This is a genomic window from Erythrobacter sp., from assembly GCF_023653175.1.
Taxonomy (GTDB): Bacteria; Pseudomonadota; Alphaproteobacteria; order Sphingomonadales; family Sphingomonadaceae; genus Erythrobacter.
Genome location: NZ_JAMNXL010000017.1, coordinates 18,523 through 34,389 on the forward strand (window position 1 = coordinate 18,523; position 15,867 = coordinate 34,389).

Here is a 15,867-nt window from a genome sequence, read left to right on the forward strand (position 1 = left end):
ACCCGCCATGAGCTTCACCGCTGACCGCCTGCTGCTGTTCGGAGCCACCGGCGACCTTGCCCAGCGCATGCTGCTGCCGAGCCTGTTCGCGCTCGAAGCCGACGGGCTGCTCGCCCCCGATCTCAAGATCATCGGCACCGCGCGCAGCAGCATGTCGGACAGCGAATACAGGAACTTCGCCCGCGCCGCGCTGGAGAAATACCTCCCCGCCGAACGCCGCGGCAGCATGGCGGGGTTCCTCAACCGCCTCGCCTACCAGACGCTCGATGCGACCACGCTCGAGGGCTACGGCGCGCTCGCCGAGAAGGTCGGCACGCCCGAGCGGGGCCTCGCGATCTTCCTCTCGACCGCGCCGAGCCTGTTCGGCCCCACCATCAAGGGGCTCCAGTCCGCCGGGCTGACGGGCGAGACGGTGCGCATGTGCCTCGAAAAGCCGCTCGGCACCGACCTTGCCTCGAGCCGCGAGATCAACGACGCGGTGGCGGGCGCCTTCCCCGAGAGCCGGATTTTCCGCATCGACCACTATCTCGGCAAGGAGACGGTGCAGAACCTGCTCGCGCTGCGCTTTGCCAACATCATGTTCGAGCCGCTGTGGAATGCCGCCCACATCGATCACGTGCAGATCACCGTCGCCGAGACCGTGGGTCTTGAAGGCCGCGTCGCCTTCTACGACGATGCCGGCGCGATCCGCGACATGGTGCAGAACCACATGCTCCAGCTGCTCGCGCTGGTGGCGATGGAGCCGCCCGCCCATTTCGACGCGACCGCGGTGCGTGACGAGAAGGTCAAGGTGCTGCGCGCGCTGAGGGGCGTCGCCTCGAACGAGACCGTCACCGGGCAATACCGCGCAGGCGCGATTCAGGGGCAGGCGGTGCCGGGCTACGACGAGGAACTCGGCAAGCCCTCGGACACCGAGACCTTCGTCGCGATCAAGGCCCATGTCGACAACTGGCGCTGGAAGGGCGTGCCCTTCTACCTCAGAACCGGCAAGCGCATGCCCAAGCGCGTCACCGAGATCGTGATCCAGTTTGCTTGCGTGCCGCACAGCATCTTTGCCGGAAAAGGCGCGACGATGCAGCCCAACCGGCTGGTCATCGGCATCCAGCCGGAGGAAAACATCACTCTGTCGCTGATGGCCAAGGTGCCCGGCCTCGACCGCGAGGGCATCCGCCTGCGCTCGGTGCCGCTCAACATCGCCATGCCCGACGCCTTCAGCGGTGCGGTGCGGCGCATCGCCTATGAGCGCCTGCTGCTTGATCTGGTTGAGGGCGACCAGACCCTGTTCGTGCGACGCGACGAGGTCGAGGCGCAATGGGAATGGGTCGACGCGATCCGCGCCGGCTGGGCGGCGGACGGCCTGACCCCCAAGACCTACACCGCCGGAAGCTGGGGCCCGAGCGCCGCCATCGCCCTGGCGGAACGCGACGGAGTGACGTGGCATGAGTAACCTCAACGACACCCTCCACCGGGTGACCCAGCGCGTGATCGCAAACTCGCGCGCGAGCCGCAGCGCCTATCTCGACCTGATCCGCCGCGAGGGCGACAACATGGGCGAGCGCTCGGCCGTCTCCTGCTCCAACCTCGCCCACGCCTACGCCGGGATGGAGGAGGACAAGGCGGCGATGGTCTCCGGCCGCGGGGCCAATATCGGGATCGTCAGCGCCTATAACGACATGCTCTCGGCCCACGCGCCCTATTACCGCTACCCCGAGCGGCTCAAGATCTACGCCCGCGAGATCGGCGCCACCGCGCAGGTCGCTGGCGGCGTGCCCGCCATGTGCGACGGGGTGACGCAGGGCGAGGTCGGCATGGAGCTGTCGCTTTTCAGCCGCGACGTGATTGCGCTGTCGACCGCCGTCGCGCTCAGCCATGCGATGTTCGACGGAGCGCTGCTGCTCGGCATCTGTGACAAGATCGTGCCGGGGCTGATGATGGGCGCCTTGCGGTTCGGCCACCTGCCGATGATCTTCGTCCCCGGCGGGCCGATGCCGACCGGCATTCCCAACAAGGAAAAGCAGCGCGTTCGCCAGCTCTATGCCGAAGGCAAGGCAACCCGCGCCGAACTGCTGGCGAGCGAGATGGGGAGTTACCACTCGCAGGGCACCTGCACCTTCTTCGGCACAGCCAATTCCAACCAGATGATGATGGAGATGATGGGGCTGCACGTCCCCAATTCCGCCTTCATCAACCCCGGCACCAAACTGCGTCAGGCGCTGGACCGCGCAGCGATGCACCGGGTGGCGGAAATCGGGCACAAGGGCGAGGATTACCGCCCGCTCGGCTTCGTGGTCGACGAGAAGGCGGTGGTGAACGCGGCCGTGGGCCTGCTCGCCACCGGCGGCTCGACCAACCACGCGATCCATCTGCCCGCCATGGCGCGCGCGGCGGGCGTGATCTTCGACTGGAACGACCTTGCCGAGCTGTCGAGCGCCGTCCCGCTGATCGCGCAGGTCTATCCCAATGGCGCGGGCGACGTGAACCACTTCCACAATGCCGGCGGGATGGGCTTCGTTATTGGCGAACTGCTCGAGGCGGGGCTGGCGCACGCGGACATCCTGACCGTGGCGCGCGGCGGCTTTGCCGATTACGCCAAGGAGCCCGGGCTGGAGGGCGATGATCTGGTGTGGCGCGATGTCGGGCCCTCGGGCGACGACACGATGCTCCGCCCGGTCGCCAATCCGTTCAAGGCGGACGGGGGCATGCGGCTGCTCGAGGGCAATCTTGGCCGCGCCTGCTTCAAGACCTCGGCGGTGGACGAAAGCCGCTGGACGGTGGAAGCGCCGTGCCGCGTTTTCGAGGATCAGCCGAGCGTCGCCGCCGCCTTCAAGGCGGGCGAGCTGGACCGCGATGTCGTCGTGGTCGTGCGCTTCCAGGGCCCGCGCGCCAACGGGATGCCCGAACTCCACAAGCTGACCCCGCCCTTGGGCGTGCTTCAGGACCGCGGGTACAAGGTGGCGCTGGTCACCGATGGCCGTATGTCGGGTGCGAGCGGCAAGGTGCCCGCGGCGATTCATTGCACGCCGGAAGCGCTGGGCGGCGGCCCGCTGGCGCGCCTGCGTGACGGCGATGTCGTGAGAGTGTGCGCGACAACGGGCGAGCTTTCGACCACCGCCGACCTCGCCTCGCGCGAGCCAGTCGCCGATCCCGCCGCCGACAGCGGCACGGGCCGCGAGCTATTCGGCATGATGCGCCGCTTTGCCGACGGCGCCGAACAAGGCGCGTCCGCGATGCTGGCCACCGGAGGAATGTGAGAATGAAGATCGACACCATCATGCGCACCGCGCCGGTCATCCCGGTGATCGTCATCGAGGACGAGGCGCACGCTGTCCCCCTCGCAGAAGCATTGGTCGCGGGCGGATTGCGGGCGCTCGAAGTCACCTTGCGCACCCCTGCCGCCCTCCCCGCGATCCGGGCGATGAAGCAGGTTCCGGGCGCGATCGTCGGCGCGGGCACCGTCACCAACCCCCGCGATCTGGACGCGGCGCTGGAAGCGGGCTCCGAGTTCATCGTCTCCCCGGGCCTCACCGAAACCCTCGGCAAGGCAGCCGTGGCAGCCGGCGTGCCTTTCCTCCCCGGCATCGCCAATGCGGGCGACATCATGCGCGGGCTCGACCTGGGCCTTGACCGGTTCAAGTTCTTCCCGGCGATGGCGGCGGGCGGCCTCCCCGCATTGAAAGCCCTCGCGGCGCCCTTCGGAAACGTGCGCTTTTGCCCGACCGGCGGGATCAGCCTCGAAAACGCGCCCGAATGGCTCGCCTTCGATCCCGTCCTGTGCGTCGGCGGGAGCTGGGTCTCCCCCAAGGGCGCGCCCGACAAGGCGGTGGTGGAGCGGCTGGCGCGGGAAGCTTTCGGCTTGCGTTAGTCCTTCGCGAGCAGCCACCCGAACACCTCGGGCAGGCGCGCGGCCCAGGCGTTCTCCTCGTGCTCGGCGCCCTCGTAGACCCGGCTCTCCCAGTCGCGGCCCTTCTGCCATCCCGCGCTGGCGAACCGCGCGTCGATGACCTGCTGGTAGGGCGCGTAATAGGCATCGAGCGTGGCGGTGCCGTGGTCCATCCACACCCGCCGTCCGCCCGGTGCCCCGAGGCGCGCGGCGAACCAGCCGTCCCACAGCGTCCGCAATTGCGCTTCGTCGGCGGCGATGGCGCGCGGATCGACCGCAGGCCAGTGCGAGGAGACACAGCCCGCGCGGCCGAACACCTGCGGCGCCTCGAGAAAGGCGTAGCAGCTCATCAGCCCGCCCATCGAGGAGCCGACGATCGCGGTGTCGTCCCGCCCGCTGCGGGTGCGGAAGGAGGTGTCGACCCAGCGCTTCAGCGGCCCCGCGATCCACGCGAGATAGTGGTGCGAAATCACCCCCCCCCGGCGTTGCGGCGTCCAGCTGCTGGCGCAGGTTGCCCGATGCGAGATCATAGGCGCTGCGCGGGAGATATTGCCGGTGCCGGTTGGGCCCCGGTGCCCAGATGCCGATGATGATGTGCGGCTCGACCTTGCCGCTCTGCACGGCGGTCATCATCGCCTTGTCGGCCGCCCAGATCTTGTTGAAGTTGCTGTTCTTCAGATCGAACAGATTGTGCCCGTCATGCATGTAGAGCACCGGATAGCGCGCGTCGGACGCGTCGTAACCGGGCGGCAGCCAGATCGAGAGACGCTGGTCGGGCAGGCCCTCGGCAGCGACGCGCTCGTACTCGATCAGGCGTCCTCCATCCTTGGCGGCAAGCGGCATGGCGAGGCCGATCAGTGCGGCGAGCGCGGCAAGCAGTCGTAACATCAGTGTCTCTCCCTCACGCCCTTATCGCGAGGGAAGACATGAGGTTCAAGCATCTGCGGCGGCAGCATTCGCGAGCAGCATCGCGCCGGTGATCCCGCTGTCGGTGCCGAGCCGCGGAGCGATGATCCGGTGGCGTGCGCCGCCGGGGAGGTAACCGGCGTCCAGTTCGCGGGCGCGCGCGGCGATGCGCTCGACAAGGCCGGGGGTCTGCGCGACGCCGCCGCCGATCACAACCTCCTCGACCGCGACGCTGGCGAAGAGGACGTGGCAGGCCTGCGCCACATAGTCGGCGACGATCGCGTGGGCCCCATGGTCGGCGCCAAGCTCGGAGAGCGAGGCGCCCCAGCGCGCCATCACCGCGGGGCCACTGGCGAGCCCCTCGAGGCAGTCGCCATGATGCGGGCACGTGCCGGCAAAGTCGCGGTCCTCGGGGTGGCGACGCGGGAAGATGTGGCCGACTTCGGGGTGGGCGATACCGTGGACCGGGCGGCCATCCAGCACAAGCCCGCCGCCGATGCCGGTGCCTACGGTGATGTATGCGAGGCTCCCGCCCGCCGCTCCGCCCCGCGCCGCATGCTCGGCGAGCGCGGCCGCATTGACGTCGGTGTCAAAGCCGACCGGCACGCCGCCAAGCGCAGCGGAAAGGTGGCGGGCGACGTCGGTGCCTGCCCAGCCGGGCTTGGGCGTGGTGGTGATGAAGCCCCATTGCGGCGAGGCGGGGTCGAGCTCGACGGGGCCGAAGCTGCCGATCCCCAGCCCCTTGATCGGGCCCTGCGACGCCAGCCATGCGGCGGCCTCGGCCAGCGTCGTGGCGGGATCGCGGGTCGGGATGGTAAGGCGGGCGGTGATGGCGTCAGGCGCAGGGCCGACCGCGAGCACGAACTTGGTTCCGCCCGCCTCGATTGCGGCCAGCATCAGGCGGCAAGCTCCGCGCGCTCGCCGTCCAGCGTAAGGTGCAGCAGCGGCGCAGGCACCCCGCCGAAGCGATCATCAGGAAGGAGGTCGACGAAGCTGCACACGGTCAGGTCCGCGTCAACATACCAGCTGTAAGTCTGCTGCGGACGATCGGCAGGGTTGGCAAGCACCAACCCCGTCCCGTTGAGCGGCCTCCACGGCCCTGCCATGCTGTCTGCCACCATCCCGTAGAGCCCTCCCGGTACGTGCCGCAGGCCTTCGGCGAAGGTCGCAGTCTGGGTCGACCAGAAGGCGTAATAGGAACCGGCGTGGAACACCAGATGGGCGCGTTCGAGCTCGTTGTTGACGCCATCGGCATGGATCGCGGGGGCGATCAGCTCCCACGTGCCGTCATTGCCCTTCCGGGCCAGGCCGAAGGCGCCGTTGAAGGCGCTGGCCGAACCGGCGAGCGAAGCGGTGAAGGCGAGGTATTCAGCGCCGTCCGCCGGATCGCGGAAGTAGGCCGGGTCGCGGAAGGCCTTGATCTTGCCCGCCTCGCCCTCGTGCGCGTCGGCGGGCATGTAGTGGGGGCCGTAGCCGGTGACGAGCGGGGCGGGCGCGGACCAGCCGGTCGGCCAGCCGTCCTCCCCGACCGGGGCGGTGGCCGCCCACAGCTCCTGCTGGTAGCCGCCTGCACGGGTGTCGGTGCCGGCAGCGGTAAAGAACAGGGTGACGGTGCCATCGTGCAGCAGCGCCGAACCCGCCCATTCACGCTCGTAGGAAACGGGCATGTCGGGGAGCACCGGGCCATGATCCGTCCAGCCATCGCCCATGCGCTCGAGCCAGTGGATCTTGGCCTCGAAGTGCCGCAGCGCGGGATCGCCGCAATCGGGGGCGGTCAGCGCCATCCACAGCTCGCGGCCGGCGAGCAGCGTGCGGTGGCCGGCGGTGTCCTGCAGCGGCCACATGTCCCAGTAGAGCCGCGCAGGATCGAGGGCCCCGTGCCCCGCACCGCCCACAGGCGGGATCAGCGCGCCGGCGCCCGGAATCGCCGCGATCCGGCGCACCTGTTCGGCCGTCCACATGCTGGTCATCCGCGCTCTCATCCCGTCACGTCACATCACCAAAAGGAAGGGCCGGCCGCCGGGGAGAATTGGCGGCCAGCCCCATGCCACAGGTCCGGTTGTCAGAAGTCGAACCGGATCGAGGCAAGCACGGTGCGACCGGCGATCGAGCGGGCGCGGACGATCCCGTTGGCCGGGATCGAGCCTTCCTCCGCCTCGGTGAAGCCGGTGGCGTTGAACAGGTTGGCCGCGTTGAGGCCGACCTCGATCCGGTCGATCGGGCGGAAGGCAACGAAGGCGTTGACCTGCGTGTAGGCGGGCAGCTTCAGCTGGTTGCTGTCCTGCGTGAAGCTGTCGGTGGTGCCGACCACGTTGGCGCCCACGGTGAACAGGTCGCTCTCGTACTGCGCGGTGGCTTGGTACACGAGGTCGGCCTGGCGGCGCGGGGTGTTGCCGATGGTGGTCGCATCAAGCGCGTCCTGGATCTCCGAGTCGGTCCACGTCACGCCTGCCGTCAGGCTGAACGGCCCCGTGCGGTACGAACCCTCAAGCTCGATCCCGAAGGCCTCGTAGGTGCTGTCGAACAGTTCCAGCGGAGCGAGCTCGACGTTGGTTTCCTCGGTCTTGGCGAAGAAGCCGGTGGCGTAGAAGCCGATCCCGCCCGACTGGTACTTGGCACCCACTTCGATCTGGTTGACCGTGGCGATCACCCCTGCATCGCCGCCCGGCAGGCTGCCATCGGTGGTGCTGACCGCAGGCGAGAACAGCGAGCGGTCGGCGGTGTGACGCCCGCCGCGGCTGACCCGAGCGAACAGGCCGAGATCGTCGGAGACGAGGTAGTTCGCCCCCAGCGAGTAGCTGACATAGTCGAAGTCGTAGTTCACCGGCCGCGCATTGCCGAGCGGCAGGACGGCGGTCTGCGCCTCGGCGGTGCTGATCGTGCCGTTGCGGTCGAAATCGAAACTGCCGATGCCGGTGCCGAAGCCCGTGTCCGCGCCGGTGATCGTCCCGCTCGCATCGCCGAAATCATAGCGGATCGAGGCGTCGAGCGTCAGGCGGCCGGTCTCGAACGAGAGCGAGGCGAAGGGCGCGTAGGTGCTGTAGTCGACATCATAGGACCGGCGGCAGCAATTGCCGAAGAAGGTCGCGCCGAAGCCTACCGTGCCGTTCTGGGTGACGATCTGCCCGCCTGCGTTGCGGATGTTGACCAGCACCGCCTGGCCATCGCCCTGCACGGTCTGGACGTGGCTGGTCCACAGCCAGTCGGTATCGACTGTCTGGCGCGACAGGTAGAAGCCGCTGGTGAAATTCAGCGTGCCGCCGCCAAGGTCGAACTCCTTGTTCACGCGGAAGTCGTTGGTGATGTTGTCGAGGCTGTTGAGGCGGGTGTTGAACACCACCACGTTGGTGAGCAGGCCATTGCCGCCGACAGTGGTGGGATTGACGGTCTGCCCGGCATTCGGGCCGGTGGCGATGATGATGCTCGCACCCGGGCCGCCGGCGACAGAGTTGGCGACATTCTGGGCCAGATCGGCACCGGCCGGGAAGGGCGACAGGAAGCCGCCCGAATTGTCGGCGAAGCGGAAGCGGTTGGTCAGCGTCCAGCCGCCGCCCACGTCGATCTCGCTCTCGATCCCGAAGGCGAAGGACTGCACCGAAAGCCCGTCGCGGAAATCGAAGGTCGCCGGGTTGTTGTTCCCGTCGAGCGTCACTGCGGGGGTGATGAAGGGGCTGTAGAGCGAATCCGTGCGCGGATCGAAGCCGGCAATCGCCTCGTAGTTCGGGCTTGCATTGCCGCCCGTCACCCGCACCGGCTGGGGCAGGATGGTCGGGGTCTTGTCGTCCAGATACTTGGCCGAGAAGCGGATATAGCCGCCGTCGAATTCCTTGGTGATGTTGGCCTTGATCTGGCCGCCGTCATAGCCGTTGTAGCCGATGTCGCGCGGCCCTTCGCCTGTGCGGTAGAAGCCGCCGACGTGGAAGTAGAGGTCTTCGCCCAGCGGCGCGCCGTAATCGAAATCGAGGCGATAGGTCTCGAAGTCGAGGCCGACCGTGCCCTGGATCGCGCCGCCTTCCTGCTTGCCGGTCTTGGAAATGAAGTTGATCACCGCCCCCGGCGCGTTCGAGGCGAAGGTCGAGGCCGAACCGCCGCGAACGGCTTCGACGCGGGCGACCGAGCGGTCGGCGCGCAGGAAGTTGTCGGCATTGCCGAAGATGATGTCGCCGAATTCGAGGATCGGCAGGCCATCTTCCTGAAGCTGGATGTAGCGCGCACCGCCGGTCGAGACCGGGATACCGCGCACCGCGATATTGGCATTGCCCTCACCGCCCGAAGCTTCCGAGCGGATGCCCGGGATCTGGCGGATGAGGTCGGCCGAGGACGGCGCGTTGAGGTTGGTGATGGCCTCGGCACCGATCGAGCTGACCGAGACCGAGCTTTCGATGCGGTTCTGGCCGCGAGCGACCGCGGTGACGATGATTTCCTCGCCCTCGACGGTGTCGGTGGAATCCTGTGCAAAGGCGGGGGTGGTGACGAGCGCCGACACGGCGGCACCGGCGCAAAGCGCGTAACGCAATTTCATCATGGGTCTCCTCTCGAGCTCGCGCATCTTCGGGCGCTGACAATGCGAGGCCTAACCATTTTGCAAACGTTTGCAAGGGGAATCTTGCAATCGTTTGCAAATGATCCGGATTCGTGTCACCTCTCTGCCACAGCGTCGGTTATAAGGCGCATGAAGAGCAAATGGGATGAGGCGCAACATGTCGGAAAAGCCGCGGCTTTCGCTGCTCAGAATCATCGAGATGAACATCGGCTTCTTCGGCCTGCAGTTCTCCTTCGGACTGCAACAGGCCAATATGGGGCCCATCTATGGCTTCCTCGGCGCGGACGAGGCCTCGATGCCGCTCCTGTGGCTGGCAGGGCCGATGACCGGGCTGATCGTCCAGCCGATCGTCGGCGCGATGAGCGACCGGACCAACACCCGCCTTGGCCGCCGCACGCCCTATTTCCTGATCGGCGCGGTGATCTGCAGCCTCGCGCTTTTCGCCATGCCCTATTCGAGCGCGCTGTGGATGGCCGCGAGTCTCTTGTGGATCCTCGATGCTGGCAACAACATCACCATGGAGCCCTACCGCGCCTACGTGGCCGACCGGCTCGCGCCCGAGCAGCGGTCGGTGGGCTTCCTCACCCAGAGTGCGTTCACCGGGCTGGCGCAGACGCTGTCCTACCTCGCGCCCTCGCTGCTGACATATTTCGTCGCCAAGGACGTGCTCGATGCCAACGGCATTCCGGTGATCGTGCGCATCGCCTTCGTGATCGGGGCGATCCTGTCGATCTCGACGATCCTGTGGTCGGTGCTGCGGGTGCGCGAGCTGCCGCTGGACGCGGCCGAGCAGGCCGAGCTTGTCCAGCGCCCCCTCACCGCGCGCGGCACCCTCGTCGAAATCCGCGACGCGCTTCGCGAGATGCCGCGCCCGATGCGCCAGCTGGCGGGCGCGATGCTGTGCCAGTGGTATGCGATGTTCGCCTATTGGCAGTACATCACCTTCGCCGTCGGCCGCAGCCTCTACAACACCAGCGATCCCGCCAGCGCGCTGTTCCGCGAGGCAACCCTGACCACCCAGCAGGCCGGCGCGCTCTACAACTTCATCGCCTTCCTCGGAGCCCTCGCCCTGATCCCGATCGTCAAGCGCTTCGGCGCGCGGCCCACCCATGCCGCCTGCCTCGCCGCCTCGGGCGCGGCGATGCTGCTGATCCCGGGCGTCTCAAGCGCGCCCGCTCTGTTCGTGCTGATGCTCGGCATCGGCATCGGCTGGGCGGGGATGATGGGCAACACCTACGTGATGCTCGCCGACTGCATCCCGCCCGAGCGCAACGGCATCTACATGGGGATCTTCAACCTGTTCATCGTCATCCCCATGCTGATCCAGACGCTGACCATGCCGCTGATCTACGCACCCCTGCTCGGCAGTGACCCGCGCAACGTGCTGATGCTGGGCGGCGTCTTGATGCTAGCGGGCGCCATCGCTACGCTGTTGGTGGACGCCGGTCATCGCAGACCCCGGGAACAGGGGCTCGCAACCGGTTAGAGGGGAACCATGGCCGCAGGCGAGGACAGAACAACGCGCAGTACCGTGCGCACCATCACCGATCTGGCGCGGCTCGCCGGGGTCTCGCCCGGCACGGTCAGCCGCGCGCTTGCCGGCAAGAGCCTCGTCAACACCCGCACCCGCGAGAAGATCGAGGCGCTGGCGCGCGAGCACGGCTTCCGCCCCAACCAGATGGCGAGCGGGCTCCGCCGCCAGAAGACCGGAGTGATCGGGGTCGTCATTCCGCTCGGCCATGACACCCGCCAGCAGATCTCCGACAGCTTTTTCATGACCCTGCTCGGCTTTCTCGCGGACGAGCTCACCACCCACGGCTACGACCTGATGCTGCGCCGCGTGGTGCCGGGCGACGACGCCGACTGGCTCGACCGCTTCATCGGCTCAGGCATGATCGACGGGGTGATCGTGATCGGCCAGTCGGATCAGTTCGAGCGGATCGAGGAGGTCGCCGACGGCTACCGGTCGATGGTCGTCTGGGGGAACCACCAGGAGGGCCAGCGGCACTGCGTGGTCGGCACCGACAACCGGCTGGGCGGCAGGCTCGCGGCCGAGCGGCTGATTGCGGGCGGGGCGCGGCGGATCGCCTTTGTCGGCGATACCGGCCCGATGGAATTCGCCGCGCGCTTTGCGGGCGCGCAGGATGTGGCGGTGCGGATGGGGCTGCCCGAGGTGCTGCCGCTCGCCACCCACCTCTCGCCCGACCGCGCGAGCGAGGAGATCGCGGGCCACCTCGCGCGGCACGGTCGCCAGATCGACGGCATCTTCGCCGCCACCGACACGCTGGCCGCGCTGTGCCTCACGCAGCTGCGCGCGCAAGGGCTGCGCGTGCCCGATGATGTGAAACTGGTCGGCTTCGACGACCTGCCGATCGCCCGCCAGACCATCCCCCCACTCACCACCGTCCGGCAGGACATTGCCGCAGGCGCGCGCGGGCTGGTCGACCTCTTGCTGCGGCGTCTCGGCGGCGAGACGACCGAGAGCCTGGTGCTCCCGCCCGAACTGGTGGTGCGCGAGACGGCCTAGCTGTCGCTAAAGCTCTTCACCAAAGCGGCGGCCGAGGCGCCTTCCAGCGCAAGTCCGTAGCCCACCTCGCGGACCAATCGCTCCTTCAGCGGCTGGACGAAGTGGATGCGGGTGTTGCGGCGCGTGACCGCGGGCTTCGCCAGATAGAGCGCGGCCAGCTCCCGCGCGCGGGCCAGCGCCGTGCCGTCGGCGACCACCTCGGCGACCACGCCCCAGTCCCGCGCCGTGGCCGCGCTGATCGGCTGCGGATCGAGCAGCCACGCCTCGGCCCGCCCCGGTCCGGCGCGATGGCTCCAGGTGGTGAAGATGCCGTCCCCCGGCACGATCCCGCCCGCGAAGTGCGGCAGATCGTGGAAGGTCGCGCTGGTCCCGGCGACGATCACATTGGCCATCAACGCATATTCGCTGTGGACATGCGCCGCGCCCTCGATCGCGGCGATCACCGGCACGCGGATGTTGGCGAGGTTCTCGAGGATCTGCACGCCCTCGTCGTGCACCTGCGACCAGACATCGGGATCGGCGACGTTGCCGAAGCTGGGGAAGTCGATCCCCGCGATGAATTGCCCGCCTGCGCCGGTGAGGATGACGATGCTGTTCTCGCGGTCCTGCGCGATGCGGTAGAAGGCCTCGGTGTAGTCGGTGTGGTCGCGGGCGGTGAAAGTCAGCGGGCCGCCGCCGGTGTGCAAAGTGGCGGTCAGCACCCCCGCCACGTCGCGATCGAGCGCGAGACCGGGAAAGGCATCGAAATAGGCGGGGCGGGTCATGGCGGATCCCTCTCATCGTCGGCGCGGGGCCCAAGCCTAGTGCCGGACGGAGCGTGGGTTATTTCCAAATCTCGCCCATCCCGCAAATCCCGCAGAAACCGGCTTGCGTTATTGAGAATGGTTCTTAAAGGCGTTCCTGCGAATGATTATCAGGAACGGTTCAGCAATGCGATTCTCTCTCCTCCTCTCCGCCGCCCTCTTCCCCCTCGCCGCCGCCGCGCAGGCGCAGGACAGCACTGCCGCCCCGTTCGAGGAGGACACCGCTGCCGAAGCCGAACCGATCATCGTCACCGCCGCGCGCACCAGCCTGCCGATCACCGCGCTGCCCCTCACCGCCGAGGTGATCGACCGCGAAACGCTCGAGCGTCAGCTCCAGATTTCGGGCTCGGTGGTCGATGCGGTCGCGGCGCTCACGCCTTCCTTCAGCCCAGCCCGCCAGAAGCTGACCGGCCAAGGCGAGACCCTGCGTGGCCGCTCGCCGCTCTTCGCGATCGACGGCATCCCCCAGACCGCACCCTTGCGCGATGGCTCGCGCGACGGTTTCACCATCGATCCCTTCTTCATCGACCGGGTCGAGCTGATCCTCGGCTCGAACGCCTTGCAGGGCATCGGCGGCACCGGCGGGGTGATCAACCAGGTCACCGTCAGCGCGCCCGCCGAAGATGGATGGAGCGCGCGCACCATCCTGCAAGGCACCGCCGAAAGCGGCTTCAGGAATGACGGCTTCGGCGGCAAGGTCGGTGCGCTCGTCGCCAATCGCTCGGGCGCCTTCGATGTCGTCGTCGGCGCGGCCTTCGAACGCCGCGGGGTGTTCCGCGACGGCGAGCAGCGCCGCATCGCCCCTGACGGGACGCAGGGCGATCTGATGGACTCCGAAAGCCTCTCCTTCTTCGCCAAGGCGGGCGTCGAGCTTGGCAGCAGCGTGCGGATCGAGGCGATGGGCCAGCGCTTCCAGCTACAGGGTGACGGCGATCTGATCGCGGTCGCCGGGAGCCGCGCCGCCGGCCTGCCCTCCACCGGCGCCCGCGGCGTGGTGCAGGGCGAGGCGCCCGAGAACCTCGCCGAGAGCCTCTCGCTGACCCTCACTGCCGACGACCTTGCGGGCGGTGCCCTGCGCATCCGCGGCTTCTGGAACCGCACCGCCGACATCTATGGCGGCGGCACCTTCGCCGACTTCCAGGACCCGGCCATCGCCCCGCTCGGAACATTGTTCGACCAGTCGCAGAACATCAGCCGCAAGTGGGGGGTGAACGCCAGCTGGGAGAGCGGTTTCGGGCCGCTGAACCTCGTCGCGGGCGTCGACCTCCTCAACGACCACACCGTGCAGGTGCTCGCCCAGACGGGGCGCGCCTGGGTGCCGCCGACCGACTATCGGAGCATCGCGCCCTTTGCCCAAGGCAACCTCGCGCTGTGGGACGGCAAGCTGCGCATCGCAGGCGGCGTGCGCTGGGAGAATGTCGAGATCGCCATCGACGACTACCAGACCCTGTGGTTCTACGGCCCGCAACAGGTGGGCGGCGGTTCGCCCAGCTTCGACCGCGTCCTGCCCAACGGCGGGATCGTGATCGAGCCCATGCCGGGCATTCGCGCCTACGCCAGCTATGCCCAAGGCTACACCGTGCCCGACGTCGGCCGCATCACTCGCGCAATCCGCACACCGAATGTCGATCTCGACCGCTTCCTCGACATTGCCCCCGTCGTGGCCGACAACCGCGAAGTCGGCTTCGAGGTGAAGCGCGGGCCCGTGGATGCCAGCGCGACCTATTTCTGGTCGGACAGCGACGAGGGCCAACTGCTGGTGCTGGTCGGCGACGTCTTCGAGGTGCAGCGCCAGCGCATCGAGATCGAAGGGATCGAGTTGAACCTCACCACCGCCACCCCGATCCCCGGCCTGCGCTTGGGCTTCGGCTATGCGCACCTCAACGGGCGGGTCGACACCAATGGCGACGGGATCGTCAACGCCGATCTGGACGGCGCGAATATCGGCCCCGACCGTCTGAACCTGTCCGCCGATTACACCAACGGCCCGGTGAGCCTGCGCCTGCAGTCGCGCACGCATTTCGCGCGGAAGTTCGACGGCGGCGATCCGCGCAACGATTTCGAAGGCTACCACCTGCTCGACGGCTCGGTGAGCGTGGCGACCGCTTTCGGCAGCTTCACCCTCGCCGCGCAGAACCTGCTCGACAAGCAGTATATCGACTACAATTCCGACACCCAGCGCCCGGCCGATAACCTGCGGTTCTTCGCCGGACGCGGGCGGAGCGTGACGCTGGGCTGGCTGGCGAATTTCTGATGCGCGAGGGGCTGCGGATCGTCCATCGCTGGCTGGGCGGGCTGGTCGGCCTCGGCCTTGCGGTGCTGGGGCTGACGGGCGCAGCGCTGCTGTGGAAGCCGTGGTGGGTGGGCGTCCCCCTCGCGGCCCGCGCACCCTCGGGCGAGGAGGTGCTGGCGATCATCACCGCCGCGCAGGAACTCGGCGCGAGTTACGTCACGCTCCCCTCGGCGGAATTCGGCGCGGCGCAGGCAGGACTGCCGGACGGCGCGGGCGGCTACCTCGCGCATGACGGCACGCTGCTCGCCCGCTGGCAAAGCGTGTGGGAGCGGCCCGAGACATTCCTCTTCGATCTCCACCACCACCTGCTGCTGGGCGAGACCGGCGAGGTGATCTCGGGATGGCTGGGCATCGCCGCGATCCTGTTCTGCGTTACCGGCCTCATCCTGTGGTGGCCGACGCGCCGCACCTTTGCCTTGCGCGCGTGGCCTCAGCGCTTCACCCGCCCGGCGGTGATCCGCCACCACCGCGATATCGGCGCGGTGCTAGCGCTGCCGATCCTGCTCGCCGCCGTCACCGGCGCGCTGATGGTGCTGAAGCCGCTGGGACAGGCGGTGGTCGCGCCCCTGTCGCCTGCGGCCGAAGTCGCCGCGTGGCAGGCCAAGCCTCCGGCGCCCGCCACAGCAGCCGCCCCCGATTGGCCCGCGATCCTCACCGCCGCGCAGCGTCGTTTCCCCGATGCCGAGCCGCGGATGATCATCTGGCCCAAGACCGAGGGCGAGGCGGTGACGATCCGGATGCGCCGCCCTGCCGAATGGCACCCCAACGGGCGCACCACCCTCACCCTCGCCGCCGATGGCACCGTGCTCGCCGCGCGCGACGCGACCGCCGCGCCGCTCGCGCTGCGCGCGGGCAACGCGCTCTACCCGCTGCATTCGGCGCGGATGGCGGGGAGCGCGCTGGCGCTGCCCTTGC

At 68.4% G+C, this 15,867-nt stretch carries 13 protein-coding genes; 8 read left to right on the forward strand and 5 right to left on the reverse strand.

What is annotated here, in order from left to right:
* Positions 1-7: 7 nt before the first annotated feature.
* From zwf to eda, 3 genes are read left to right on the forward strand one after another with little or no spacing between them, the layout of a single operon-like run.
* On the forward strand, positions 8-1,447 hold the full coding sequence (gene zwf, locus NBV68_RS03820) for a glucose-6-phosphate dehydrogenase (protein WP_296307375.1): 1,440 nt from the start codon (positions 8-10) through the stop codon (positions 1,445-1,447).
* The gene (edd, locus tag NBV68_RS03825) at positions 1,440-3,251 is read left to right on the forward strand and encodes a phosphogluconate dehydratase (RefSeq protein WP_296307376.1); all 1,812 of its coding nucleotides are present in this window, start codon (positions 1,440-1,442) and stop codon (positions 3,249-3,251) included. The genes zwf and edd overlap by 8 nt, the downstream gene beginning before the upstream one ends.
* Positions 3,252-3,253: 2 nt before the next feature.
* On the forward strand, positions 3,254-3,862 hold the full coding sequence (gene eda / locus NBV68_RS03830; protein WP_296307378.1) for a bifunctional 4-hydroxy-2-oxoglutarate aldolase/2-dehydro-3-deoxy-phosphogluconate aldolase: 609 nt from the start codon (positions 3,254-3,256) through the stop codon (positions 3,860-3,862).
* Here eda and NBV68_RS03835 read toward each other — a convergent pair.
* Positions 3,859-4,353 carry an alpha/beta fold hydrolase gene (locus NBV68_RS03835; RefSeq protein ID WP_296307380.1) on the reverse strand — a complete coding sequence of 165 codons (495 nt, stop codon included), beginning with the start codon at positions 4,351-4,353 and terminating at the stop codon, positions 3,859-3,861. The two genes, eda and NBV68_RS03835, sit on opposite strands and share 4 nt — an antisense overlap.
* Positions 4,354-4,474: 121 nt before the next feature.
* On the opposite strand from NBV68_RS03835, the gene NBV68_RS19040 reads away from it, so the two are divergent.
* The gene (locus tag NBV68_RS19040; protein WP_366067482.1) at positions 4,475-4,765 is read left to right on the forward strand and encodes a hypothetical protein; all 291 of its coding nucleotides are present in this window, start codon (positions 4,475-4,477) and stop codon (positions 4,763-4,765) included.
* Positions 4,766-4,813: 48 nt separating this feature from the next.
* On the opposite strand, the gene NBV68_RS03845 is transcribed toward NBV68_RS19040, so the two are convergent.
* The 3 genes from NBV68_RS03845 to NBV68_RS03855 form a co-directional block, all read right to left on the reverse strand.
* Entirely contained in the window at positions 4,814-5,683 is an 870-nt protein-coding gene (locus NBV68_RS03845) for an ROK family protein (RefSeq protein WP_296307382.1), read from the reverse strand.
* Positions 5,683-6,756 (reverse strand): glycoside hydrolase family 68 protein, encoded by a 1,074-nt coding sequence (locus NBV68_RS03850; RefSeq protein ID WP_296307384.1) that lies wholly within the window; start codon positions 6,754-6,756, stop codon positions 5,683-5,685. The genes NBV68_RS03845 and NBV68_RS03850 overlap by 1 nt, the downstream gene beginning before the upstream one ends.
* A gap of 92 nt (positions 6,757-6,848) precedes the next feature.
* On the reverse strand, positions 6,849-9,311 hold the full coding sequence (locus tag NBV68_RS03855) for a TonB-dependent receptor (RefSeq protein ID WP_366067485.1): 2,463 nt from the start codon (positions 9,309-9,311) through the stop codon (positions 6,849-6,851).
* A gap of 175 nt (positions 9,312-9,486) precedes the next feature.
* On the opposite strand from NBV68_RS03855, the gene NBV68_RS03860 reads away from it, so the two are divergent.
* Positions 9,487-10,815 (forward strand): MFS transporter, encoded by a 1,329-nt coding sequence (locus NBV68_RS03860; protein WP_296307386.1) that lies wholly within the window; start codon positions 9,487-9,489, stop codon positions 10,813-10,815.
* A gap of 9 nt (positions 10,816-10,824) precedes the next feature.
* Positions 10,825-11,856, forward strand: coding sequence for a LacI family DNA-binding transcriptional regulator (locus tag NBV68_RS03865; RefSeq protein ID WP_296307388.1), 1,032 nt, complete (start codon positions 10,825-10,827; stop codon positions 11,854-11,856).
* Here the strand turns inward: NBV68_RS03865 and NBV68_RS03870 are convergent.
* Positions 11,853-12,620, reverse strand: coding sequence for an enoyl-CoA hydratase/isomerase family protein (locus NBV68_RS03870; protein WP_296307390.1), 768 nt, complete (start codon positions 12,618-12,620; stop codon positions 11,853-11,855). The two genes, NBV68_RS03865 and NBV68_RS03870, sit on opposite strands and share 4 nt — an antisense overlap.
* Positions 12,621-12,786: 166 nt before the next feature.
* Here NBV68_RS03870 and NBV68_RS03875 point away from each other — a divergent pair, with 166 nt between their 5' ends.
* Both NBV68_RS03875 and NBV68_RS03880 read left to right on the forward strand, forming a co-directional pair.
* A complete protein-coding gene (locus NBV68_RS03875; protein ID WP_296307392.1) occupies positions 12,787-14,913 on the forward strand; it encodes a TonB-dependent receptor in 2,127 nt (708 codons plus the stop codon).
* Positions 14,913-15,867: PepSY-associated TM helix domain-containing protein (locus NBV68_RS03880; protein WP_296307394.1), on the forward strand; the 955-nt coding region annotated here is incomplete at its 3' end. The genes NBV68_RS03875 and NBV68_RS03880, both read left to right, overlap by 1 nt.

What these genes read in the sequence shown, in the direction of transcription:
- zwf (WP_296307375.1), top strand. Translation starts at nt 8, where the DNA reads ATGAGCTTCACCGCTGACCGCCTGCTGCTGTTCGGAGCCACCGGCGAC.
- NBV68_RS03870 (WP_296307390.1), bottom strand. Translation starts at nt 12,620, where the DNA reads ATGACCCGCCCCGCCTATTTCGATGCCTTTCCCGGTCTCGCGCTCGAT.
- edd (WP_296307376.1), top strand. Translation starts at nt 1,440, where the DNA reads ATGAGTAACCTCAACGACACCCTCCACCGGGTGACCCAGCGCGTGATC.
- NBV68_RS03845 (WP_296307382.1), bottom strand. Translation starts at nt 5,683, where the DNA reads ATGCTGGCCGCAATCGAGGCGGGCGGAACCAAGTTCGTGCTCGCGGTC.
- NBV68_RS03855 (WP_366067485.1), bottom strand. Translation starts at nt 9,311, where the DNA reads ATGATGAAATTGCGTTACGCGCTTTGCGCCGGTGCCGCCGTGTCGGCG.
- NBV68_RS03875 (WP_296307392.1), top strand. Translation starts at nt 12,787, where the DNA reads ATGCGATTCTCTCTCCTCCTCTCCGCCGCCCTCTTCCCCCTCGCCGCC.
- eda (WP_296307378.1), top strand. Translation starts at nt 3,254, where the DNA reads ATGAAGATCGACACCATCATGCGCACCGCGCCGGTCATCCCGGTGATC.
- NBV68_RS03865 (WP_296307388.1), top strand. Translation starts at nt 10,825, where the DNA reads ATGGCCGCAGGCGAGGACAGAACAACGCGCAGTACCGTGCGCACCATC.
- NBV68_RS03850 (WP_296307384.1), bottom strand. Translation starts at nt 6,756, where the DNA reads ATGACCAGCATGTGGACGGCCGAACAGGTGCGCCGGATCGCGGCGATT.
- NBV68_RS03860 (WP_296307386.1), top strand. Translation starts at nt 9,487, where the DNA reads ATGTCGGAAAAGCCGCGGCTTTCGCTGCTCAGAATCATCGAGATGAAC.